Below are 22,842 nucleotides of genomic sequence, written 5' to 3' on the forward strand. Positions count from 1 at the left end.
TGGCCGATCTCGGGCGTCTTATTCTCGAGCGCCGCCAGGGCCGAGCCCTTGGTGATCGGAATATCGTCGCCGGGGAATTCGTATTTCGACAGAAGCTCGCGAACCTCGAGCTCGACGAGCTCGAGCAGCTCGGGATCGTCGACCATGTCGACCTTGTTCAGGAACACGACCAGCGCCGGCACGCCGACCTGACGAGCGAGCAGGATGTGCTCGCGGGTCTGCGGCATCGGGCCGTCGGCGGCGGAGACGACGAGGATGGCGCCGTCCATCTGCGCGGCGCCGGTGATCATGTTCTTCACATAATCGGCGTGGCCGGGGCAGTCGACATGGGCGTAATGGCGATTGGCGGTCTCATACTCGACATGCGCCGTCGAGATGGTGATGCCGCGCGCGCGCTCTTCCGGGGCCTTGTCGATCTGGTCATAGGCCGTGAAGGTCGCGCCGCCCGTCTCGGCCAGAACCTTGGTGATCGCCGCCGTCAGCGACGTCTTGCCATGGTCCACGTGACCGATCGTGCCGATGTTGCAATGCGGCTTCGTGCGTGAGAATTTTTCCTTGGCCATGGCCACACTCCTTTAGAGACTGATTCCGCGACGTCGAGACGATCAGGCGTATTTCGCCTGAACCTTCTTCGATTCCGCCTCGGGGACCTGGTCGTAGTGGTCGAATTGCATCGTGTAGTTCGCGCGTCCCTGGGTGAAGGAACGCAGCTGATTGACATAGCCGAACATGTTGGCGAGCGGCACCATCGCATCGACGACGACCGCATTGCCGCGCATGTCCTGACCTTGGATCTGCCCGCGCCGCGAGTTGATGTCGCCGATGACCGAGCCCGTATATTCCTCGGGCGTCACCACCTCGACCTTCATGATCGGCTCGAGCAGCACCGAGCCGCCCTTCTGCAGCGCGTCGCGGAAGGCTGCGCGCGAAGCGATCTCGAAGGCGAGCACCGACGAGTCGACGTCGTGGAAGCCGCCGTCGATCAGAGTCGCCTTGACATCGACGACGGGGAAGCCCGCGAGAATGCCGGACCCCATCACGCTGTTGATGCCCTTCTCGACGCCGGGGATATATTCCTTCGGCACCGAGCCGCCGACGATCTTCGACTCGAAGACATTGCCGGCGCCGGGCTCGTTCGGCTCGAAAATAATGATGACGCGGGCGAACTGGCCGGTGCCGCCGGTCTGCTTCTTATGCGTGTAGTCGATCTCGACGCGCTTCGTCAGGCGCTCGCGATAGGCGACCTGCGGCGCGCCGATATTGGCGTCGACCTTATAGGTGCGCTTCAGAATATCGACCTTGATGTCGAGATGCAGCTCGCCCATTCCCTTCAGAATGGTCTGGCCGCTCTCCTGATCGGTCGAGACGCGGAAGGACGGGTCCTCGGCGGCGAGCTTCTGGAGCGCAATGCCGAGCTTCTCCTGATCGGCCTTGGACTTCGGCTCGATGGCGATCTCGATGACCGGCTCCGGGAACTCCATGCGCTCCAGAATCGCGGGCTTCAGAGTGTCGCAGAGCGTGTCGCCGGTGCGGGTCTCCTTGAGGCCGGCGAGAGCGACGATGTCGCCAGCATAGGCCTCCTTGATGTCCTCGCGGTTATTGGCGTGCATCAGCAGCATGCGGCCGACGCGCTCTTTCTTGTCCTTGGTCGAGTTGAGCACGGTGGTGCCCGACTCGATCTTGCCGGAATAGACGCGGCAGAAGGTGATGGTGCCGACGAAGGGATCGTCCATGATCTTGAAGGCGAGCATGGAGAAAGGCTCGCTGTCGGACGGATTGCGCACCAGCTCGTCGCCGGTGTTCATGTCCACGCCCTTGATCGCCTCGCGATCGACCGGCGACGGCAGATAGTCGACGACCGCGTCGAGCAGCGGCTGCACGCCCTTGTTCTTGAACGCCGAGCCGCAGAACACCGGATGGAAGGCGGTATAACGCACGGCTTTGCGGACGAGGCGCTTCAGCGTCTCCTCGCTCGGCTCCTGGCCGTCGAGATAGGCGGCCATGGCGTCGTCGTCGAGCTCGACCGCCGCCTCGATCAGCGTGGTGCGATACTCTTTCGCCTTGTCCAGCAGATCGGCCGGAATCTCTTCGTCGTGATATTTCGCGCCGAGGCCCTCGTCGTCCCAGACCACCGCCTTCATGCGGACGAGGTCGATGACGCCCTTGAACAGATTCTCGGAGCCGATCGGCAGCTGCAGGCAGACCGGCTTGCCGCCGACCTTGGTGACGATATCGTCGACGCAGCGATAGAAATCGGCGCCGATCTTGTCCATCTTATTGACGAAGACGACGCGCGGAACCGCATATTTGTCGGCCTGACGCCACACGGTCTCGGTCTGCGGCTCGACGCCCTGATTGCCGTCGAGAACGCAGACGGCGCCGTCGAGCACGCGCAGCGAACGCTCCACCTCGATGGTGAAGTCGACGTGGCCGGGCGTGTCGATGATGTTCAGGCGCTTGCCGTTCCAGAAGGTCGTCGTCGCGGCGGACGTGATCGTGATGCCGCGCTCCTGCTCCTGCTCCATCCAATCCATCGTCGCGGCGCCTTCATGCACCTCGCCGATCTTATGGCTCTTGCCGGAGTAGTACAGAATACGCTCGGTCGTCGTCGTCTTGCCCGCGTCGATGTGGGCCATGATGCCGAAGTTGCGATAGTCTTCGATGGGATGGCTACGGGGCATTTGAGATGTCCTCGATCAGAGGGCGACGAAAAGGGTTACCAGCGATAGTGCGAGAAGGCGCGGTTCGCTTCCGCCATGCGGTGCGTGTCCTCGCGCTTCTTCACCGCATTGCCGCGGTTGTTGGAGGCGTCGAGCAGCTCCGCCGAAAGACGATCGACCATCGTCTTGTCGTTGCGGGCGCGCGCCGCCGTGATGATCCAACGGATCGCCAGCGCTTGACGGCGCTCATTGCGAACCTCGACCGGCACCTGATAGGTGGCGCCGCCGACGCGCCGCGAGCGAACCTCGATGGCCGGCGCGACATTCTCGAGCGCCGATTTGAACACCTGCAGAGGATCGCTCTTGGCCTTGGCCTCGATGATGTCGAAGGCTCCGTAGACGATCGCCTCGGCGACCGACTTCTTGCCGTCGTACATGATCGAGTTCATGAACTTGGTGACGACGGAATCGCCGAACTTGGCGTCCTCGATGATTTCCCGCTTCTCGGCGCGATGGCGACGCGACATGTCTCTCGCTCCTTACTTCGGACGCTTCGCGCCGTATTTCGAACGGCGCTGCTTACGGTCCTTGACGCCCTGCGTGTCGAGCACGCCGCGCAGAATGTGATAGCGCACGCCGGGAAGGTCCTTCACGCGGCCGCCGCGGATCATGACCACCGAGTGCTCCTGGAGGTTATGGCCCTCGCCGGGGATGTAGCCGATGACCTCGAAGCCATTGGTCAGACGCACCTTGGCGACCTTGCGGAGAGCCGAGTTCGGCTTCTTCGGCGTCGTCGTATAGACGCGCGTGCAGACGCCGCGCTTCTGGGGGCAGGCCCCGAGATGGCGGGACTTCTCGCGGTAGGTCTTCGGTTGCCGCGGCTTGCGGATCAACTGGCTGATCGTCGGCATTCCAGTTCCTTCGCTCCAGATCAGACGCACGATTTGCGCGCCCGGCGAATTGGCGAATAATCGATACACCGCCCACGTTCGCTAGAACGCAAGCGAGCTGAGCGCCCTCGGCCCTCCGGCCCAAGGCGCTCCTCATGCAGAGGACCCCGTTTCCGGGGTCGTGCCTTCCTGGAGGACGCTCGCGCGCCCCATGATTACCAACTGCTTGGCAGTCTCAGGTGAGGCCGACAGCGTTTAAGTTCGAAGGGTTGCGAGCGCGGCGCTTGCAACGACGTGAACTTACTGCCTGTCGAAAGTGGGCGGAACCTAATGGCGCGTTACCTCCGCGTCAAGCGCAGATTGTGTCATGTAGAAGAAAATTAGTGGTTCGCGGAAATCGAGGCGAAAGCCGCGCCTTAGAGAGAACGCGAGCGCAGGCGCGCCCTATTCCCTCCGCGGAAAAGACCGGCTATCGCTGCGGCCACTCCCTTACGAGAAAGAGCCGCACGATGAAACTCCCCAATCAATTCTACCGCCCGCTCGCCATTGGCGCGCCGGCGCCCTTGCGCGAGCTTCCGGTCAAGGTCGAGCGGATGATCCATTTCGTGCCGCCGCATTTGGAGAAGCTGCGCGCCAAGGTGCCGGAGCTCGCCCGCCAAGTGGATGTGGTGCTCGGCAATCTCGAGGACGCCATTCCTGCGGACGCCAAGGAGGCGGCGCGCAAAGGCTTCATCGAGATGGCCAAATCCACGGATTTCGGCTCCACCGGCCTGTGGACGCGCATCAATTCGCTGAACTCGCCCTGGATTCTCGACGATCTGATCGAGATCGTCGCCGCGGTCGGCAATAAGCTCGACGTGGTGATGCTGCCCAAGGTCGAGGGGCCCTGGGACATTCATTATCTCGACCAGCTGCTCGCCCAGTTAGAGGCCCGCAATGGCGTGACCAAGCCCATTCTCATTCACGCCATTCTGGAGACGGCCGAAGGCGTGAAGAATGTGGACGCCATCGCCGCGGCGAGCCCGCGCATGCATGGCATCAGCCTCGGCCCGGCCGATCTCGCCGCCTCGCGGGCGATGAAGACGACGCGCGTCGGCGGCGGCCATCCCGATTATCGCGTGCTGGCGGACGCCGATCCGGGCCAGGGCCTGCGCCCCTCCTATCAGCAGGATTTGTGGCATTACACCATCGCCAAGATGGTGGACGCCTGCGCCTCGGCGGGAATCAAGGCGTTTTACGGGCCCTTCGGCGATTTCTCCGATTCGCCGGCCTGCGAATCGCAGTTCCGCAACGCCTTCCTGCTCGGCTGCGCGGGCGCCTGGTCGCTGCATCCGACGCAGATCGCCATCGCCAAGCGCGTCTTCTCGCCCGATCCGGCGGAAGTGGCCTTCGCCCGCCGCGTGCTGGAGGCGATGCCGGACGGCACCGGCGCGGTGATGATCGACGGCCGCATGCAGGACGACGCCACCTGGAAGCAGTGCAAGGTCGTCGTCGATCTCGCCCGTCAGGTCGCCGCCAATGACCCCGATTATGCGGCGATCTACGGCTTCTGAGCCCTACGCGCGGGCGGTTCGCCGCCCGCGCTTTACAGCGTTGACGCCAATGGCGGCGCTGCGCTACCGTTTCCTCCAGTATGCAGCGTAACAATGGCGTCGATCGATATGACGAGAGAATGTAGCGCCAAATTCACGATCGGGCAGGTCGTCAAGCACCGTCGCTATCCGTTTCGCGGCGTGATCTACGATGTCGATCCCGAATTCGCCAATACGGAAGAATGGTGGCTGTCCATTCCCGAGGAAGTCCGGCCGCGCAAGGACCAGCCCTTCTACCATTTGTTCGCCGAAAATTCCGAGACGGAATATGTCGCCTATGTCTCGGAGCAGAATCTCCTGCCCGACAATTCCGGCGATCCGGTGCGCCATCCGCAGGTCGAGGAGACCTTCGAGCGCTCCTCCGACGGCTATTATCGCGTGAAGTCGGCCAAGCGGCACTGAGACAGCCGCAAGAGAGGCGTCGATGCTCTGAATTCCCGGTCGGGCCCGCGCCCGGCCAGGCATGACGGCGTCATCTCGAATGCGAACCCACTCCGTCATTGCGAGCGAAGCGAAGCAATCCAGAGCCGCGGGGCGGCCCCTGGATTTGCTTTGTCGCTGCGCCGCTCGCAATGACGGCCGAGGGGACGAGGCCCGGCGCTCGCCCCCAACCGGGAGATCGAAACGCCGGCGCCTGCGAAGTTACTTCCCGGCGGGCGCGGCCGGCTTCTGCTGGCTCTCGAGCTTCTTGCGCTCTTCCTCGGCCTTCTTCTGCAGCTCGTCCTGAAGCTTCTTCTGCTGCTCCTCGAGGACCTTGGGGTCGACGGGCGGGCCGTCGAAGGACTTTCCGAAGCCCGTCAGCGGCAGAAGGAAGGTCACTTCATTGTTGACCTGGTTCTTGACCACAATGGTCATCTTGTCGGCCTTCTTCATCTGGTCGATGAGCGCCGCCTTGACCTTCGCCTGAGCGAAGCAGCCGTTGGGGAAGCAGATCTCGAACTCGCCGGCGTCCAGCGCGCCGGCGCCGACGGCGAAACGGAAGCCCGGCTTCAGCAGCAGGCCCGGCGGCAGCAGCAGGCGGATGATCTTGGTGTCCTCGCCCTTGGGGTCATAGACGGCGAGCGCCAGCAGCGGCTGATCGGCCTGAGCGCCGAAATCGCGCGTCGTGTAGCAGATTTCCTTCTTCGTCTGCTGATCCGCGCCGCAGACCTTGGTCCACTCCGGCTGCACCGGGACGAGATCGGCCTTGATCGGCCCTTGCGGAGCCTGCTGCTGCGCCGCGGGGGCGGCCGGCTGAGCCGGAGCGGCGGGGGCGGGAGCCGGCGCCGCAGGCCTGGGAGCCGGCTTCTGCTGAGCCTGCGCCACGCCCGCCGAAACGAGGAGAGCCCCCGTCAGAACCGCAGCGACGATCCGCGGAAATTGAATTGGCATAAGTCGTCCTTTCGAGTAGTGCACGATCGAGTGGGCGCACGGGGCGTCATTCGCGCGAGGAAAGAGCCTCTTACCTCCCCGTCCTCGGTCTTCGCCCTGGGACGGGGCGAAAGGTAGACGGCTAGCCTCATACAAAATCGACGCGCCGAATTCCAGCGGCCTGCGCGAGCCTCGAGCGAGACCGCCCCGCGCCGGGCGGCGAGACGCCCAAGCCTGCGCAGCCCTCGTATTTCCAAGAACATATGTGAATACCCCGAGTCCGTCCAAGACGTCTTGTCCCGGTCCACCCGCCCTGGAATATGGTCTGCCCATGACGATTCGAGCGATTCGCGCCGCAATTCTCGCCACGCTTTTCCCCTTGTTCTTCGCAGGGGCGCAAGGCGCGAGCGCCGTCGCCGCCGAGAGCCACGGCCTCGCAATGCATGGCGAGCCGGCTCTCCCGGCCGATTTCGACCATCTGCCCTATGCCGATCCGCAGGCGAAACAGGGCGGACGGCTGCGAATCGGCCTGCAGGGCGCCTTCGACAGCCTCAATCCCTTCAACCTCAAGGCCGGCTCGACCGCGCAAGGGCTCGAGGGCAATGTCATTCAGCGGCTGATGGCGCGCTCGCTCGACGAGCCCTTCACCGTCTATGGCGTGCTGGCGCGCTCGATCGAGGTGGATGATTCGCGCGAGCATGTGACCTTTCGTCTCGATCCGCGCGCCCGCTTCTCCGATGGCGCGCCGCTCACCTCGGCGGATGTGCGCTTCTCCTTCGATCTGCTGAAGGCCAAGGGCCGTCCGCAGCAGCGCAGCGCCTATGGGCTGGTGAAGCGCGTCGAGACGCCGGACGCGCAGACGATCAGCTTCGACCTCACCGGCGCCAATGATCGCGAGCTGCCGCTGATCCTCGGCTTTCTGCCCGTGCTGCCGAAGCACGCGACCGACGTCGAGCATTTCACCGACGCCACGCTGAAGCCGCCGATCGGCTCCGGCCCCTATGTGGTCGAGGAAGTGGAGCCCGGCGCGCGGCTCGTGCTGAAGCGCGACCCCGCCTATTGGGGCAAGGAGCTGCCCATGCAGCGCGGGCTCTATAATTTCGATCAGATCGACGTAAATTATTTCCGCGACGCCAATTCTCTGTTCGAGGCTTTCAAGGCCGGCGTCGTCGATTATCGCGAGGAGACGAACACCACGCGCTGGGCCAGCGGCTATGACTTCCCCGCCGTGCGCGACGGGCGCGTCGCCGTGGAGACTCTGCCGAGCCCCGGCCCCAAGGGCATGGAAGGCTTCGTCTTCAACACGCGGCGGCCGATGTTCCAGGACGCGCGGCTGCGCGAGGCGCTGGGCCTCATGTTCGATTTCGAATGGATCAACGCCAATCTCTATTCCGGCCTCTACACGCGCACCAAGAGCTTCTTCGACGAATCGGAGCTCGCCTCCACCGGCCGGCCAGCCAGCGAGGCGGAACGGGCGCTGCTCGCCCCCTTCCCCGGCGCCGTGCGCGAGGACATTCTGGAAGGGCGCTGGCGCCCGCCCGTGCATGACGGCAGCGGCCGCGACCGCGAGCCCGCCCGCCGCGCGCTCGAGCTGCTCGGCGAGGCCGGCTACAGGCTCGTCGACAATCGGCTGACGAAGAATGGCGATCCGCTCTCCTTCGAGATCATGGTCGCCAATCGCGATCAGGAGCGTCTGGCGCTGTTCTTCGCCTCCTCGCTGCAGCGCATCGGCGTGACGGCGAGCGTGCGCCTCGTGGACGAGGTGCAGTATCAACGCCGTCGCCAGAAGTTCGAATTCGACGTGATGTTCGGGACCTGGACCGCCTCCGCCTCGCCCGGCAATGAGCAGCGGATGCGCTGGGGCTCCGCAAGCGCCGCGCAAGAAGGCTCCTATAATCTCGCGGGAGCCTCCTCTCCGGCGATAGACGCGCTCATCGCAGCGCTGCTGTCCGCGCGCGGGCGCGAGGATTTCGTCGCCGCCGTGCGCGCCTACGACCGCGCGCTTCTCTCCGGTTTCTACATCGTGCCGCTCTATCACTCCTCGACGCAATGGATCGCTCACTCGACGAAAATCGCGAGGCCGTCGAAATTGCCCCGCTACTCTCCCTTGTTTGGCGCCACGCTCGAGACATGGTGGAGGACGGAGCCGTGACGCTCGCCGACAACTCCGGCCGCGCGCTCTCGCGCGCGCATCCGCTGACCATGTTCGGCCTCGACGCGCTGATCGCCGGCGCGGCGCGGCTACGCCCCATGCGCCTCGCCGCGGCCGACGCCTCGACCGGCGCGGCGATCGACCACGCCGAGCTCGACCGCCGCGTCGCCGCCTTTCGCGCCGATCTGCGCAGCTTCGATTTTCTGCCCGGCGAGCGCATCATTCTCTTCGCCGCGCCGAGCAGCGCGACGCTGATCGCGCTCATCGGAATCATCTCCGCCGGCCTCGAGCCGGTGGCGGCGCCGCTCGGCCTCTCGGTCGGCGCGCTGGCGGCCGGCGCGCGCGCCGTCGCGGCCGCGGCGCTCATCGCGCCGGCCTCGATCGGCGGCGAGAGCCTCGAGGAGCTGGTCTTCGGCGTCGCCGCGCAAGCGCCTTCGATAAGGCTCATCGGCTCGCTCGACGGAACCATAGACGGCGCCGTCGATTTCGGTCCGCGCTCGCGCAGCGAGAATGATTCTCCCGCCTCGACGCGCTCCGCGCCGGGCAAAAAAGTGCTGATCGGCGCGCTGGACCAATATGGCGCGCCGCATTTCCTCGAGCAGGCGGGGCTCGTCTCCAGCGGCCTCGGCCTCATCGCCAAAGCGCATGTCAATGGCTCGGCGCCGCTGCTGTCGCTGGTCTCGCCGGGCACGATCGGCGGCCTCGTCGCCGGGCCGCTCGCCGCGCTGCTCTCCGGCGCCGCGCTGCATTTCCTCGCGCCCTTCGATAGCGCCGCTTTCCTCGCGACGCTCGATGCGCTCGGCCCTTTGCGCCTCGTCGCTCCGCGCGCGGCAATGGCCGATCTCGACGCCGCCGGCCTGCTGACGAGCGGCGCGCTGCTCGCCTGCGTCGCCGTCCATCGCGCCGGCGAAGACGAGCCCGCCTTCGAGCCCTCGCACCCCTATTCCTGCCCGATCATCGAGATCGGCGCGGACGGCGCCCTCCGCGCCCCGCCCCGCCCCGTGGCAGGCCGCGCCGCCTATTGAGCTAGGCGGCGCAATGTCGCCGCGTCCCGCGCGCCGCCGCAGCAGCGCGTGATCGCTTCCGCGAACAGCGTCTCCTGCGGCGCGACTTCGGCGAAGAGCGTCATGGAGGATTTGAATTTGAGATCGTCCAGAGCGCCGAAAATCTCGGCGAGCGGATGCTTTGCGGCGAGAACCAGACGCGTGCAGGCGCGCAGCCTCTCGCCCAAAATCTCATGCGCGAGAAACGCGCGCGCCTCCGCCGCCGAGCTTATCGCATAGCGCATCGCCATAGGGCTGGAGCCCAGCCCTTCGAGCTGCGGAAAGACGAACCACATCCAATGCGTTCGCTTGCGCCCGGCGCCCAGCTCCGCCATCGCCGCCTCGATGACGGGAGCCTGCGCCTCGACGAAACGGCGTAGATCGAAGGGATCGTCGTCCGACATGCTTCACCTCCGTCAGCGTGGGAAGGCCCCCTCCCCAGCCCTCCCCCGCTATCGCGGGAGAGGGAGCAGATTCGCACCTTCATCGAAATTTCGCGCAACGCCCGCCGTTCCCCTCTCCCGCGATTAGCGGGGGAGGGTGAGGGAGGGGGCGCTCCCATTATTTCGCGCGCGCGCGCCGCCCGACGAGCGCCGCCAGCGTCACGCCCTCCCCCTCCAGCGTCTCCAAAATCCCGCTCTTGATGCGCCCCACCAGCCCCGGCCCCTCATAGACCAGCGCGCTATAGAGCTGCACCAGACTCGCCCCGGCCTCGATCTTGGCGAGCGCCGCAGCGGCCGAATCGACGCCGCCGACGCCGATGAGCGGAAACTGTCCCTCGACGCGCAGAAACGTCTCGGCGAGCATTTTCGTCGAGAGATCGAAGAGCGGCGCGCCCGAGAGCCCTCCCGCCTCTTTCGCGAAAGGCGAGGCCAAAGTCTCCGGCCGCGCCAGAGTGGTGTTGGAGACGATCATCCCGTCGATCTCGCGGGAGCGTGCGACGCTCACCACATCGTCGAGCTGCTCGAGCGAAAGATCCGGCGCGATCTTCAACAACACGGGCCGCCGGCGCCTCGCCCGCTCGCGCGCCGAGAGCACGCGCGCCAACAGCTCCGAGAGCGCGTTCTTCTCTTGAAGGTCGCGCAGGCCCGGCGTGTTGGGCGAGGAGACATTGACGGTGAAATAGCTCGCCAGCTCGGAGAAGGCCGCAATGCCGCGCTCATAATCGGCGATGCGGTCGGCGGCGTCCTTATTGGCGCCGATGTTGACGCCGACGATTCCGCCGCGCGAGCGACGCGCCAGAAGCCGCTCATAGGCGAGCGTATGGCCGACATTGTTGAAGCCGTAGCGATTGACGATTCCGCGATCCTCGGCCAGCCGAAACACCCGCGGACGGGCGTTGCCGGCCTGCGGCTTGGGCGTCAGCGTGCCGACCTCGGCGAAGCCGAAGCCCATGGCCAGCATTGCGTCGGGAACCTCGGCGTTTTTGTCGAAGCCGGCGGCGAGGCCGATCGGATTGGGAAAATCGAGGCCGAGGACGCTGACCGCGAGACGCGGATCGTCGCGCGGCGGCTTCGGCGCCGGCATCAGCTGCAGAGCGGCGATCGTCGCCTGATGCGCCGTCTCCGGCGGCAGGCGGCGGAACAGCGCGGTGGCGAGATCGCCGAAAAAAACCTCGATCATTCGATGAGCCCCGCGAAATCATGGCCGCCATCCGCGCGCATCGGCAAAGTCGCGACCTTCGCGACGCGCGCGACCGGCAGCGTTCCGTAGAGATGGGGGAAGAGATCGCCGCCGCGCGAGGGCTCCCACTTCAGCGCATCGCCGAGAGGCTCGGCTTCCACGGCGACGAGCAGAAGATCGGCGACGCCATTGAAATAACGCGCCGCCGTCTCCTCGACCTGCGCGCGCGTCGAGAAATGAATATAGCCGTCGGCAAGATCGATCCCGGCGCCAGCGAAAACGCCCGCCGCCTCGGCCTCACGCCAGAGGGAAGCGGGGAGAAGCTTGTAGATGAGGGTCATGGCGGAGAGATAGCAGGCGTTCGGGGCGCCGTGGTAGGGGGCTCGAATGAAAGGCTTGACCACCGCCGACTTAAAGATATATCTTAGATCGATCAAAATATGAACAGTCTGTCATCTTCAACCTTCGGCTCGATCCACTCCTCGAGCCTTCGAGCTCGGCGCGAACGCTTAACGAGCGCCGGGCGAACAGGTGATACTCCACTCATGCAAGACACGTCTTCCAGGCGCATAGCGCCTATTCTCGGAGCCCTCGGCGCTCTGGGGCCGCTGTCGATCGATATGTATCTGCCGGCCATGCCGCAGATCGCGGCGAATCTGAATGTCGGCGAAGGACAGGTGCAATTCAGCCTCATGTCCTTCTTCGCCGGCCTCATGATCGGCCAGCTCTTCTACGGCCCGATCTCCGACTCCGTCGGCCGCAAGCCGGTCATCTACGCCGGGCTCCTGCTGTTCATCGTCGGCTCCATCGGCAGCATCGCCGCCGGGACGGCCGAGCAGCTCGCCGCTTGGCGCTTCATCCATGGGCTCGGCGGCTCGGCCGGCATGGTGATGGGCCTCGCCATCGTGCGCGACCTGTACACGGGGCAGACGGCCGCCAAGCTCATCGCGATGATGATGCTCGTCCTCGGCGTCGCGCCGATTCTCGCGCCTCTGTTGGGCTCGGCAATCATCGCCGTCGCGCCATGGCAGGCTCTGTTCGGCGCGCTCGCGCTGTTCGGCGTCGCCGGTCTCGTCCTCGTGTGGATCGCCTTGCCGGAGACCCGCATGGAAGAGCTTCGCGCCGCCAGCCGCCCGCTCGACGCCGCGCGAAACTACGCGCATCTTCTCGCCAGCCGCCGCTTTCTCCCTTATGTCGCGGTGGCGGCGTTCGCGCAGGCTGGATTTTTCGCCTATCTCGCCGGCTCCTCCTTCGTCTTCATTTCGCTGCATGGACTGACGCCCGCCGCCTATAGCGCCGTCTTCGCCGTCAACTCCATCGGCCTGATCGCGGCCGCTCAGACCGTGCCGCACCTGATGGGCCGCTTTCGGCCGCAAACGATCGTGCGCGCTTCCGTCGCGGTCTATGCCGCGACGGCCGTTTCGCTGGCGGCGGTCGATATGGCCGGCGGCGCGAGTCTCGGCATGCTCGCCGCCTCGCTCTTCGTCATCATCGCCGCCAGGGCTGTCGTCATGCCCGTCTGCAGCGTCATGGCGCTGGAATCCTATGGCGCGATCTCCGGCACGGCCTCGGCGCTGCTGGGAGCGCTGCAATTCGGCGCCGGAACATTCGCCTCCTTCATCGTCGGCGCGACAGCCAATGGCGCGGCTCTGCCGATGATCGCCGCTATCGCCGTTTGCGGAGTCGCCGCATGCATCTTGGCCTTCGCCGCCTTTCCGAAGACGCCTTCCGCGCTCTCGCAGGAGCGCCATCGCCAGCCTGCGTCGGCCCCATGACCCCCGCCCAATTCCACGCCTCCCTCGCCGCAGAGACGCCCCCCGCCCTCTCGCCGCCGCTGCTCGCGCTGTGGAAGAACGCCAAGGGCGATTGGGACGGGGCGCATAAATGCGTCGACAGCTCCGGCGCGGCGGACGCCATGTGGGTGCACGCCTTTCTGCATCGGGCGGAAGGCGATCTCGGCAACGCCGGCTATTGGTACGCCCGCGCCGGCAAGCCGCCGGCGACCGGCCCGCTCCGGCAAGAATTCGAGGCGATTCTCGCCGCTCTGCTGGGGCGATAAGGACCAGCCCCTCACCCTGAGGAGCCGGCGAAGCCGGCGTCTCGAAGGGTCGGGCGCCCGGCCTTCTGGAGCGTCCTTCGAGGCTTTTTGCTGCGCAAAAAGCGCCTCAGGATGAGGGGGCTGTATGTCTCGCGGCCAGAATCTCCCGCGCCTTCGCCGCGTCCTCGCGCATTTGCCCGGTGAGCGCGTCGAGCGAGGGGAATTTCGCCTCGCCGCGGATGAAGCCGATGAAGGCGACCTCCACCGTCTTGCCATAGAGATCGCCGTCGAAATCGAAGACGAAGACCTCGAGCAGCGGCGCGCCCTCCGCCTCCACCGTCGGCCGGCGGCCGAAATTGGCGACGCCTTCGCGCAGCGCGCCGTCCACTTCCAGCGTCACCGCGTAAATGCCGTGGCGCAGCTTGCTGGACGGGTCGAGTGCAATATTGGCGGTCGGAAAGCCGAGCGTGCGGCCGAGCTGGCGGCCGCGGGTCACAACGCCCTCGACGAAATAGGGATGGCCGAGCAGCTTGGTCGCCAGCGCGACATCGCCGGCCGCGAGCGCCTCGCGCGTCGCGGTGGAGGAGACCGCCTCGAGGCTGCCGGCCTCGTCCTGCGTGATTCGCGGCACGATCTCCACGGCGAAGCCCAGCCGCCCGCCTTCGGCGCGCAGAAATTCGGGATTGCCGGCGCGCTTGGCCCCGAAGCAGAAATCATAGCCCGCCACCGCCGCCGAGACGCCGAGCCTCTTGTGGAGAATCTCCTCCGTGAACTCGCGCGGCGGGCGCGCGGCGAAGTCCTTGTCGAAGGTGAGGATCACCATGCCTTCGAGGCCGAGGCGGGCGAGCAGCGCAGCCTTGGCGTCGGGCGGGGTGAGGCGGAATATGATCGATTTTCCGGCGAAGCAATCGGCCGGATGCGGCTCGAAAGTGAGCAGAGCGCAAGGCTTGCCGAGCTTTTGCGCCAGAGCCTGCGCATGGGCGATGACGCCGCGATGGCCGCGATGCAGCCCGTCGAAATTGCCGATGGCGACGACGGCCCCCTCGAGCCCCGGCGGCGGGGCGAGCGGATCGCGGGCGACGATGAAGGGATGCGCGGAAGGCAAGGCGGCGTCCAAGGCTTTGTGCGGTGCAGGAGCCGGCTCACTTTGGTTCGGATGGCGCGCCATGTCCAGAGCGAGAGGGTCGCAGGACGCGCAGCGTCTGGAAACGCGCACCCTTCCCTTAGACCGTGCGTGACGCTTTCCACGTCCTTCGTGACGGCGGCTGCTTGGTTCGCGCGGCATTCGCCGCCTTCCTTCTCCCCGCTCGCGGGGAGAAGGTGAGGATGAGGGGCTCGGGGCGTTTTCCGTTTCTGTCTCATGCCCCGAGCCCCTCACCCCGGCCCTCTCCCCGCCTTGCGGGGAGAGGGAGGGACGCGCCTTCTAAACAGAGAGGACTGTCTCTTCGCGGCAAATTAACCTTTCTCCCCTTGCATGGCGGCGCCGCCCCTCTCGGCCGGGCGAAAGGCGATCTCGACAGCGATGACGCGCAGCAGAAAGAGACGATGCCTCGCCTTCATCATCGTCTGCGCCGCCGCCGCGGGCTGGCTCTGGCCGCATGTCGCCGGCGTCGGGGCGATGGCGCTCGCTTTTGTCGGCGTGCTGCATCTCGCCGTGCTCGCCTATGAGGAGATCGCCTTTCCGCAATATAGCGAGGCGATGAGCCCAGAGGATTACGAGCATTTCTGCGCCGCCCTGCTGCGCGAGGCGCGCTGGAGCGCGCGGGTCACGCGGCTGAGCGGCGATCAAGGCGTCGATATCGTCGCGGAGAAGCGCGGCCGCAGGATCGTCGTCCAGTGCAAGAAATATTCGAAGCCGGTCGGCAACAGGGCCGTGCAGGAGATCGTCGCCGCCATCGCCCATGAGGAGGCCGAGCGCGGAATCGTCGTCGCCACGAAGGGCTATACGGCGAGCGCCGTGCAGCTCGCCGCCTCCAATGAGGTGCTGCTACTGCATCATTGCGAGCTGACGAAGATCGACCGGCTGCTCAGACAAAGTTGCAATTGATCTCGCATAGCGTGACGCGAGGCGTGACTTTACGAATCCTAATAAGTGCTCCCCATCGGATCGCGTATTGATTTTGATCGTGCCGGTAACGTCGGAAGCTGTTGAATTGCATTACGAATAGAAAATGCTTCTTTCCTCGTCGCAGCGATGACTGCAAGGTCACTTTGAAGTTTCAACAAATCATGAGGCTTTGGCTCGAAACTTAAATGTCCTGGCGCCGTAATTTCCATACGTGCCATAATATTTTCGTCACGAATATCAACAAGCCACATATCATGAAGCGCGCGGTTTCGCTTTTCAGTCGCCCCTCTCACGTTCTCTGAAAATTTGTTGACTTGTTTCAGTAGAGGCTTCGGCGCCTCCACCAACTCGAGAAGGCTTTTTACGGCCGCCAGGCGCCCCTGCAATGTGAAGATTTGCGAAGTGATGCACGCGCCAGCTTCACCACTCAATATCCAAATCGATTGGTTCATTGCGAATTCAATATGAGCCCAGTTGTTGGCAATCTCGGCGAGGGTTTCAGCGAAACCGGGAGCCCATTTGAACGGTGGAATGGCACTCTCAACCATAAGGATCACCAATAAAAAGAAATAACAACGTCAGGCGGCCTCTTCTATCGGCGTGACGCTTACGCGCACATCCAGCTTCTGCTTGCCGGCGGCGAAGATCACGCCGTCGATCGGCGAGACATCGGCGTAATCGCGGCCTCGCGCGATGACGACATGGTCGTTCATAGCCAGAATGGCGTTGGTCGGATCGACGCCGAGCCAGCCGAACTCGCGCCCGCACCAGACGGAAATCCAGGCGTGGGAGGCGTCCGCGCCCTCGAGCTTGGCGGCGCCGGGCGCCGGAATGGTGCGGATATAGCCGCTGACATAGGCCGCCGGCAGGCCGAGGCCGCGTAGCGCCGCGATCATGATGTGGGTGAAATCCTGGCAAACGCCGCTGCGCTTGTCGAAGGCCTGCGCCAACGGCATTGCGACATGGGTGGCGTTGGGATCGTAGAGAAAATCACGATGGATGCGCCGCATCAGCTCCGCCGCGCCGCCCAGCATCGGCCGGCCGGGCGGAAAGCTCTCGCGCGCATACGCCGTCGCGGGCGCATAGAGGGGGGCGAGCCGGCTCGGAAAGATGAAATGCGCCGGCGCGTCGGGGCCGAGCGAGGGCGTCTCCAACGCCTCTGCGCGCACGGTCTCCCAAGGCGGCGTCGACGCCTCCTCGGGCGGCGCGGCGCGCTCGACGCGCACGCGCGCGCTCATTGCGATGCCGAGCTTCACATGGGGGGCGTCGAGCTGCGCCTCGGCCACGCGATTGCCGTAGAAGTCGACGCGCTCGCGCCAGTCGTGCGGGCTGGGCGTGATGTCGATGCGGCCGAAGACGACGCGCTGGCCGGCGTCGTCGCGCGGCAATAGGCGCAAAGCGCAGCGCGCCGCGGCGACGGGCGCCTCGTAGCTGTAGGTCGTCACATGGGTGATGTCGTAGATCACGCTAACCGGATCGGCTCTTCGAAATGCGCCGCGTTGGAGCCCTGCAGGAAGTAGCGGGAGGCGAGCGCATCCGCAAGGCTCATCAGGCGCTGCTCCAGGGCGAAGATTTTGGCGGCGTCCAGCTCGGCGGCGTTGGCCACCTCGATCTCGGCGCGCAATTTCACCGCGAGACGGCGCGGCGCCTCCAAGAGGCCGTCGTGACGCAGGGTCGGCAGAGAGGAGAGATGCTCCTCGATCTTGGCCACCTGAAAGCCGACCGAGCGCGGATTATAAGGATCGAGCACCGCCATATCGAGCACGGGCGCGAGAGCGGCGCCGGCGAGATAGCGGGAGCGATAGGTGATCTGCGAATCGATTAGCTCGAGCAGAGTGTCGAGACTGTCGATGGTCGCGCCCTCGTCGGCGAATTGGCGGGAGAAGCGGCAGGCGTTGATCGCCCGCTCGACCCGCTTGCCGAGATCGAGGAAGCACCAGCCGGCGACGCGGTTGAAATTCTCGTCGATGAGGCCGGAGAGCGCCGCCAGCACATGCAGCGATTGCTCGACGCCCTCGAGCACTTCCGGCTCCGAGGCGGGGCCTTGCGAGAAATCGTCGAGCCGCGCCTCCAGCAGGCGGACGAGATGCCAAATATCCTGCGACAGGCGCTCGCGCACGATGGAGGCGGCGTGCTTGGCGGCGCGGGCGATGGAGAGGGCGGAGCCGGCCGTCTCGGTTCCGCCGGCGGCGGCGAGAGCGAGCTCGGCCGCAGAGAGGCGCGGATCGCGTGTCGGCGCGGCGCCCCAGGCGAGCAGCACGCGCTCCAGCCGCTCGATCGGCTGGCGGCCGCTGTAATTGGGGGCGTCCGCCTCGGTGAGGCGATTGCACAGCGAGCGCACCAACCGCAGCGTCGCCTCGGCGCGCTCGAAATAGCGGCCCATCCAGAAGAGATTGTCGGCGGCGCGGCTCGGCAGATCGCCGACCATGCGGACGATCTCCACATCGTCGCTCATCGGCAGCAGGGTGGAATTGTCGGTCGGCCGGTCGCCCAGCACCCAGACATCGGCCGATTGCGCGCCGGCGCCCATGGAGATGGCGCGCACATCGAGACGATCCGACACGCGGCAGAAGCCGCCCGGCATCACGCGCCAGCCATCCGCCGTGGCGGCGGCGAAGACGCGCAGCGCGAAGGGGCGCGGAACCAGCGCGCCGTCCTGCCAGACCGGCGTCGTCGAAAGCTGCACGACCTCCTGACCGACATAATCCATGCCGCGGGCGCGCATCGCCTCGGTGAGACGCGCGCGCCCGGCGGCGTCGAACTCGGCGCCCAGCGCCACGCGGCGGCCGGGAAAGCCGGCGAGATGCTCGCCGAAGGCGGGCGCGACAGCGCGGTCCTCCAGCGAAGCGAGAACGGCGTCGCGGGCCTCGTCCTGGCCGCACCACCATGTCGCAATATTGGCGAGGCGCAGATCCTCGCCGAGCAGCCGGCGGGCGATGGCCGGCAAAAAGGAGAGCAGAGCGCGCGATTCGATGAGGCCCGCGCCCGGCATGTTGGCGATGGTGACATTGCCCTCGCGGATCGTGTCGAGCAGGCCCGGCACGCCGAGATGCGAGGCGGCGTTCAGCTCCAGCGGATCGCACCAATCGGCGTCGACGCGGCGCCACACGACGTCGACGCGCTTCAGCCCGGCGATGGTGCGCACATGCAGCTTGCGCTCGCTGGTGACGAGATCGGCGCCCTCGACCAGAAGAAAGCCGAGATAGCGCGCGAGGCTCACCTGCTCGGAATAGGATTCGCTGAACGGACCCGGCGTCAGCAGGCAGATGCGCGGGTCCTTCTGCTGCGCGGCCTTGGCGAGGGCGCCGCGGAAATCGCGGAAGAAAGGCGCGAGCCGCTCCACCTTCATATCGCGGTAGAGGCGCGGAAAGGTGCGCGCCATCACCAGCCGATTCTCCAGCGAATAGCCGGCGCCCGAGGGCGCCTGGGCGCGATCGCCCAGCACCCACCAGCGCCCGTCCGGGCCGCGGCCGATCTCCGCGGCGTAGAAGCGCAGCCAGCGTCCGCCGGGCGGCGTCGCGCCGCTCATCGGGCGGATGTAATCCGGCGAGCCGGCGATGACCGCCGCCGGCAGCGCGCCCTCCTTGACGAGGCGCTGCTCGCCATAGGCGTCGCGCAGCACCATGTCGAGCAGCTCGGCGCGCTGGGCGACGCCCGCGGCGATCTCCCGCCATTCGGCCTGCGGCAGCAGCAGCGGCAATCGGCTCAGCGGCCAGGTGCGCTCCTTGGTCTCGCCGAGCACGCGATAGGAGACGCCCATGTCCCGGATGCGCCGCCCGGCGGCGGCGAAGCGATCGTCTATATCCTCGCGGCTGAGGCCGCCCAGCGTGTCGAGCAGGCTCGCCCAATGCGGGCGCACGCGTCCGTCCGGGCCGACCAGCTCGTCCGGCACGCCCTCCGGCGGCGCATAGCGGGCGATCCAGGCGGCGACGCGACGCGCCGCCTCTCCCGTGCTCGTATCGATCGTCCGCTCAGCCGGCACAACTCCTCCGCAGGTCCAAAGTCAGCGGGAACTCTCCCGCCGGCTCCTCGCGCGGCGGCCTCACCCGGCCGGGCGTATGGCCGTGATCCTGGAACCGCGCCAGCCTGCGAGCCTCCGCCTCATGCGAGTTTACCGGAAACGCGTCGTAGTTGCGACCGCCCGGATGCGCCGTGTGATAGACGCAGCCACCGAGTGAGCGCTCGCTCCAGCTATCTATGACGTCGAAGGTCAGCGGCGAGTGGACGGGAACGGTCGGATGCATGCCGGAGGCCGGCTGCCACGCCTTGAAGCGGACGCCCGCCACCGCCTCCCCCGAGGCGCCGGCGCTGGTCATGGGGACGCGGCGGCCGTTGCAGGCGATGACGTGCCGGCCGGGCACGAAGCCCTTGGCTTTCACCTCCACGCGCTCCACCGAGGAATCGACGAAGCGCGCCGTGCCGCCGGCGACGCCTTCCTCGCCCAGCACATGCCAGGGCTCCAGCGCCTGACGTATTTCCAGCTCCACCCCGCCGTGCTCGACGCGGCCGGCGAGCGGGCAGCGGAACTCCTTCTGCGCCTCGAACCATTCCGGCTCGAAAGCGTAGCCCCCTCCTCGCAGATCGCCGAGAACGTCCAGGAAATCGCGCCAGATGAAATGCGGCAGCATGAAGCGGTCGTGCAGCGCCGTCCCCCAGCGCACGAGCCCGCCCCTCTGCGGCTCGCGCCAGAACCAGGCGACGAGCGCGCGCAGCAGCAATTGCTGCGCGAGGCTCATGCGCGCGTCCGGCGGCATCTCGAAGCTGCGGAACTCGACGAGGCCGAGGCGGCCGGTCGGACTGTCCGGCGAAAAGAGCTTGTCGATGCAGATTTCCGCGCGATGCGTGTTGCCGGTGACATCGACGAGCAGATTTCGGAACAGGCGATCGACGATCCAGGGCGGGAAATTGGCGTCGCTCCCCTCCGGCACATTCGAGAGCGCGATCTCCATCTCATAGAGCGAATCGTGACGCGCCTCGTCGAGCCGCGGCGCCTGGCTCGTGGGGCCGATGAAGAGGCCCGAGAAGAGATAGGAGAGCGACGGATGGCGCTGCCAATAGAGCACGAGGCTCTTCAACAGGTCCGGCCGGCGCAGGAAGGGCGAGTCGAAAGGCGTGCGGCCGCCGAGCACGACATGATTGCCGCCGCCCGAGCCGGTCTGGCGGCCATCGATCAGGAATTTGTCGGCGGTGAGCCGCGCCTGCCGCGCATCCTCATAAAGGCCGGTGGTGGTGGCCACGGCGTCGCGCCATGTGTCGCCCGGATGGATGTTGACCTCTATGACGCCGGGATCTGGCGTCACCTTTATGACCTCGAGGCGCGGATCGACCGGCGGCGGATAGCCCTCGATATGGACGGGGAGGTCCATCTCCTTGGCGGTCGCCTCGACCGCGGTCAGCAGCTCGAGATAATCCTCAAGCGTCGAGACCGGCGGCATGAAGACGCAGAGCACGCCGTCGCGCGGCTCTATGGCGAGGGCCGTGCGCACCGCGCCTTCGACCTGGAACTGCTCGCTGACCTCCTGACGATCGTCGAGCGCGCGGCTCTCGTAGATTTGCAGCAGATGCGCGGGGTCCGGCAGCGGGCCGCGCTTTTCGGTCGGGTCCTGCTGCCAGCTATAGGGATAGGCGCTCGGCGGAATCCAGGGCAGCGAGCTGATCGGCAGGCGCAGGCCGATCGGCGAATCGCCCGGCGCGAGGAACAGCCGGCCGCGCCGCAAAGGCCAGCGCTCCGACACCCAGCGCCGCTCGGCGCGGGCGTTCCAGCGCTGCACGGGCAGCACATAGCCGACCGGATTGGCGAGGCCGCGCTCGAAGGCCCGCAACATGCGGACACGCTCCTCGGCGTCGTCGATCTTCGAATCGAGCGGATCGACATTGACGGGCAGAGAGCCCTCCTTCAGCAGCCAATGCGAAGGGTCCTCATAGGCCGGGATCACATAGCGCCGCCCCAGCCCCAGACGCTCGGAGAGATCGTTGACGAACTCCTCGCTCTGCTGCGCGGTGGGGATTTTGGTCGAGCCGATGCGCGTCACCAGCTCGGGATCGCGCCACACCGGCTTGCCGTCCTTGCGCCAATAAATGGCGAAGGCCCAGCGCGGCAGGCTCTCGCCCGGATACCATTTGCCTTGCCCGTAATGCAGGAAGCCGCCTCGGGCGAAACGCTCCTGCAGGCGCCGCACGAGATCGTCGGCGCGGGCGCGCTTGGTGGGGCCGACGGCGGCGGTGGTCCATTCCGGCGCCTGGAAATCGTCGATGGAGACGAAGGTCGGCTCGCCGCCCATGGTGAGACGCACGTCCTGCGCCTGCAAATCCGCATCGACCGCCTCGCCGAGAGCGTCCAGCCGACTCCAGGATTCGTCGGAGAAAGGCGCGGTGATGCGCGGCGCCTCGCGAATGCGCTGCACCCACATCTCGAAGCCGAAATCGACCTCCGCCGGCTCGACGACGCCGGAGAGCGGCGCGGCGGAGCGATAATGCGGCGCGCTGCACAAGGGCAGATGCCCCTCGCCGCAGAAGAGGCCGGAGGTGGCGTCCATGCCGATCCAGCCGGCGCCGGGGACATAGAGCTCGGCCCAGGCGTGCAGATCGGTGAAGTCTTTGTCGGTTCCGGTCGGTCCCTCGATCGGATCGACGTCCGCCTTCAGCTGGATGAGATAGCCGGAGACGAAACGCGCCGCGAGGCCGAGGCTGCGCAGAACCTGCACGAGCAGCCAGGCCGAATCGCGGCAGGAGCCGGTGCCGGCGGCGAGCGTCTCCTCCGGCGTCTGCACGCCGGGCTCCATGCGGATGACATAGCGAATGTCGCGCTGCAGGCGCGCGTTGAGATCGACGAGAAAAGGGATCAGCCGGATGTCTTCGCGCGGCCGCACGCTCTCGACAAAGGCCTCGGCCAGAGGCCCGAGCGGCTCCACCTCGAGGCAGGAGGCGAGCTCGGCGCGCAGCTCCTCTGGATAGGCGAAGGGGAAGGTCTCGGCATAGGGCTCGACGAAGAAGTCGAAGGGATTGTAGACGGCGATCTCGGCATGGAGATCGACCTCGACGCGGAATTCCTCCGCCTTCTCTGGAAAGACGAGGCGCGCCAGCCAATTGCCGTGCGGGTCCTGCTGCCAGTTGATGAAATGATTGGCGGGCGCGATCTTGAGCGAATAGCTCGGCACGCGGGTGCGGCAATGCGGCGCCGGCCGCAGCCGGATCACCTGCGGCCCGAGAGCGACCGGCCGGTCATATTTGTAATGGGTGAGATGGTGGAGCGCGACCTTGATCGACACGGGAGCTGCTTCGCCTCCTCAGGACGACGCCGGGAAAGCGGCGACGGGCGATTAGCTTACGCGCTCGGCGGCGTGTCAATCGCACGCGCCGTAAAGCGCGGCGCTTTGCCGGAAATTGCCGCATGACGCATCCCGCCGGGGCGGCGGGCGCCGCAGCT

At 66.3% G+C, this 22,842-nt stretch carries 20 protein-coding genes; 7 read left to right on the top strand and 13 right to left on the bottom strand.

What is annotated here, in order from left to right; all coding sequences use genetic code 11:
* The 4 genes from ACT53T_RS19130 to rpsL form a co-directional block, all read right to left on the bottom strand.
* On the bottom strand, nucleotides 1-563 hold a 563-nt coding region (locus tag ACT53T_RS19130; protein ID WP_476162455.1), incomplete at its 3' end, for a GTP-binding protein.
* A 42-nt stretch (nucleotides 564-605) separates the two neighbouring features.
* Nucleotides 606-2,681, bottom strand: coding sequence for an elongation factor G (gene fusA, locus ACT53T_RS19135; RefSeq protein ID WP_400769699.1), 2,076 nt, complete (start codon nucleotides 2,679-2,681; stop codon nucleotides 606-608).
* Between the two features lie 35 nt (nucleotides 2,682-2,716).
* Complete coding sequence (gene rpsG / locus ACT53T_RS19140) at nucleotides 2,717-3,187, bottom strand: 30S ribosomal protein S7 (protein ID WP_018266642.1); 471 nt, start codon at nucleotides 3,185-3,187, stop codon at nucleotides 2,717-2,719.
* A 12-nt stretch (nucleotides 3,188-3,199) separates the two neighbouring features.
* Nucleotides 3,200-3,571, bottom strand: coding sequence for a 30S ribosomal protein S12 (rpsL, locus tag ACT53T_RS19145; RefSeq protein WP_003610013.1), 372 nt, complete (start codon nucleotides 3,569-3,571; stop codon nucleotides 3,200-3,202).
* Between the two features lie 488 nt (nucleotides 3,572-4,059).
* Here rpsL and ACT53T_RS19150 point away from each other — a divergent pair, with 488 nt between their 5' ends.
* Nucleotides 4,060-5,103, top strand: coding sequence for an HpcH/HpaI aldolase/citrate lyase family protein (locus ACT53T_RS19150; RefSeq protein WP_476162456.1), 1,044 nt, complete (start codon nucleotides 4,060-4,062; stop codon nucleotides 5,101-5,103).
* Nucleotides 5,104-5,211: 108 nt separating this feature from the next.
* Nucleotides 5,212-5,544, top strand: a complete 333-nt coding sequence (gene hspQ / locus ACT53T_RS19155) for a heat shock protein HspQ (RefSeq protein ID WP_024881014.1) — start codon at nucleotides 5,212-5,214, stop codon at nucleotides 5,542-5,544.
* Nucleotides 5,545-5,784: 240 nt separating this feature from the next.
* On the opposite strand, the gene ACT53T_RS19160 is transcribed toward hspQ, so the two are convergent.
* Nucleotides 5,785-6,513, bottom strand: coding sequence for an invasion associated locus B family protein (locus ACT53T_RS19160; protein WP_476162457.1), 729 nt, complete (start codon nucleotides 6,511-6,513; stop codon nucleotides 5,785-5,787).
* A gap of 310 nt (nucleotides 6,514-6,823) precedes the next feature.
* On the opposite strand from ACT53T_RS19160, the gene ACT53T_RS19165 reads away from it, so the two are divergent.
* Nucleotides 6,824-8,644: an extracellular solute-binding protein gene (locus ACT53T_RS19165; protein WP_476162458.1), complete on the top strand. Its 1,821-nt coding sequence runs from the start codon at nucleotides 6,824-6,826 to the stop codon at nucleotides 8,642-8,644.
* Nucleotides 8,641-9,669: an AMP-dependent synthetase gene (locus ACT53T_RS19170; RefSeq protein ID WP_476162459.1), complete on the top strand. Its 1,029-nt coding sequence runs from the start codon at nucleotides 8,641-8,643 to the stop codon at nucleotides 9,667-9,669. Before ACT53T_RS19165 ends, ACT53T_RS19170 begins: the two co-directional genes overlap by 4 nt.
* Here ACT53T_RS19170 and ACT53T_RS19175 read toward each other — a convergent pair.
* From ACT53T_RS19175 to ACT53T_RS19185, 3 genes are all read right to left on the bottom strand, one after another.
* On the bottom strand, nucleotides 9,663-10,091 hold the full coding sequence (locus ACT53T_RS19175; RefSeq protein ID WP_476162460.1) for a DUF1810 domain-containing protein: 429 nt from the start codon (nucleotides 10,089-10,091) through the stop codon (nucleotides 9,663-9,665). The genes ACT53T_RS19170 and ACT53T_RS19175 overlap by 7 nt on opposite strands.
* A 157-nt stretch (nucleotides 10,092-10,248) precedes the next feature.
* A complete protein-coding gene (locus ACT53T_RS19180) occupies nucleotides 10,249-11,310 on the bottom strand; it encodes a quinone-dependent dihydroorotate dehydrogenase (RefSeq protein ID WP_476162461.1) in 1,062 nt (353 codons plus the stop codon).
* The gene (locus ACT53T_RS19185) at nucleotides 11,307-11,651 is read right to left on the bottom strand and encodes a DUF952 domain-containing protein (RefSeq protein WP_476162820.1); all 345 of its coding nucleotides are present in this window, start codon (nucleotides 11,649-11,651) and stop codon (nucleotides 11,307-11,309) included. Before ACT53T_RS19185 ends, ACT53T_RS19180 begins: the two co-directional genes overlap by 4 nt.
* A 204-nt stretch (nucleotides 11,652-11,855) precedes the next feature.
* On the opposite strand from ACT53T_RS19185, the gene ACT53T_RS19190 reads away from it, so the two are divergent.
* Nucleotides 11,856-13,085 (top strand): multidrug effflux MFS transporter, encoded by a 1,230-nt coding sequence (locus ACT53T_RS19190; RefSeq protein WP_476162462.1) that lies wholly within the window; start codon nucleotides 11,856-11,858, stop codon nucleotides 13,083-13,085.
* Entirely contained in the window at nucleotides 13,082-13,369 is a 288-nt protein-coding gene (locus tag ACT53T_RS19195) for a hypothetical protein (protein WP_476162463.1), read from the top strand. Before ACT53T_RS19190 ends, ACT53T_RS19195 begins: the two co-directional genes overlap by 4 nt.
* 106 nt (nucleotides 13,370-13,475) lie before the next feature.
* On the opposite strand, the gene ACT53T_RS19200 is transcribed toward ACT53T_RS19195, so the two are convergent.
* Nucleotides 13,476-14,465, bottom strand: coding sequence for a bifunctional riboflavin kinase/FAD synthetase (locus ACT53T_RS19200; protein WP_476162464.1), 990 nt, complete (start codon nucleotides 14,463-14,465; stop codon nucleotides 13,476-13,478).
* A gap of 405 nt (nucleotides 14,466-14,870) precedes the next feature.
* On the opposite strand from ACT53T_RS19200, the gene ACT53T_RS19205 reads away from it, so the two are divergent.
* Complete coding sequence (locus ACT53T_RS19205; RefSeq protein ID WP_476162465.1) at nucleotides 14,871-15,395, top strand: restriction endonuclease; 525 nt, start codon at nucleotides 14,871-14,873, stop codon at nucleotides 15,393-15,395.
* Between the two features lie 38 nt (nucleotides 15,396-15,433).
* Here ACT53T_RS19205 and ACT53T_RS19210 read toward each other — a convergent pair whose 3' ends face one another.
* From ACT53T_RS19210 to ACT53T_RS19225, 4 genes are read right to left on the bottom strand one after another with little or no spacing between them, the layout of a single operon-like run.
* On the bottom strand, nucleotides 15,434-15,964 hold the full coding sequence (locus ACT53T_RS19210; RefSeq protein ID WP_476162466.1) for a hypothetical protein: 531 nt from the start codon (nucleotides 15,962-15,964) through the stop codon (nucleotides 15,434-15,436).
* A gap of 30 nt (nucleotides 15,965-15,994) precedes the next feature.
* Entirely contained in the window at nucleotides 15,995-16,882 is an 888-nt protein-coding gene (locus tag ACT53T_RS19215) for a transglutaminase family protein (protein WP_476162467.1), read from the bottom strand.
* The gene (locus ACT53T_RS19220; RefSeq protein ID WP_476162468.1) at nucleotides 16,879-19,398 is read right to left on the bottom strand and encodes a circularly permuted type 2 ATP-grasp protein; all 2,520 of its coding nucleotides are present in this window, start codon (nucleotides 19,396-19,398) and stop codon (nucleotides 16,879-16,881) included. Before ACT53T_RS19220 ends, ACT53T_RS19215 begins: the two co-directional genes overlap by 4 nt.
* The gene (locus ACT53T_RS19225; RefSeq protein WP_476162469.1) at nucleotides 19,388-22,684 is read right to left on the bottom strand and encodes a transglutaminase family protein; all 3,297 of its coding nucleotides are present in this window, start codon (nucleotides 22,682-22,684) and stop codon (nucleotides 19,388-19,390) included. Before ACT53T_RS19225 ends, ACT53T_RS19220 begins: the two co-directional genes overlap by 11 nt.
* Nucleotides 22,685-22,842 lie beyond the last annotated feature (158 nt).

The sequence above is a fragment of the Methylosinus sp. DMC45 genome, from assembly GCF_056313885.1.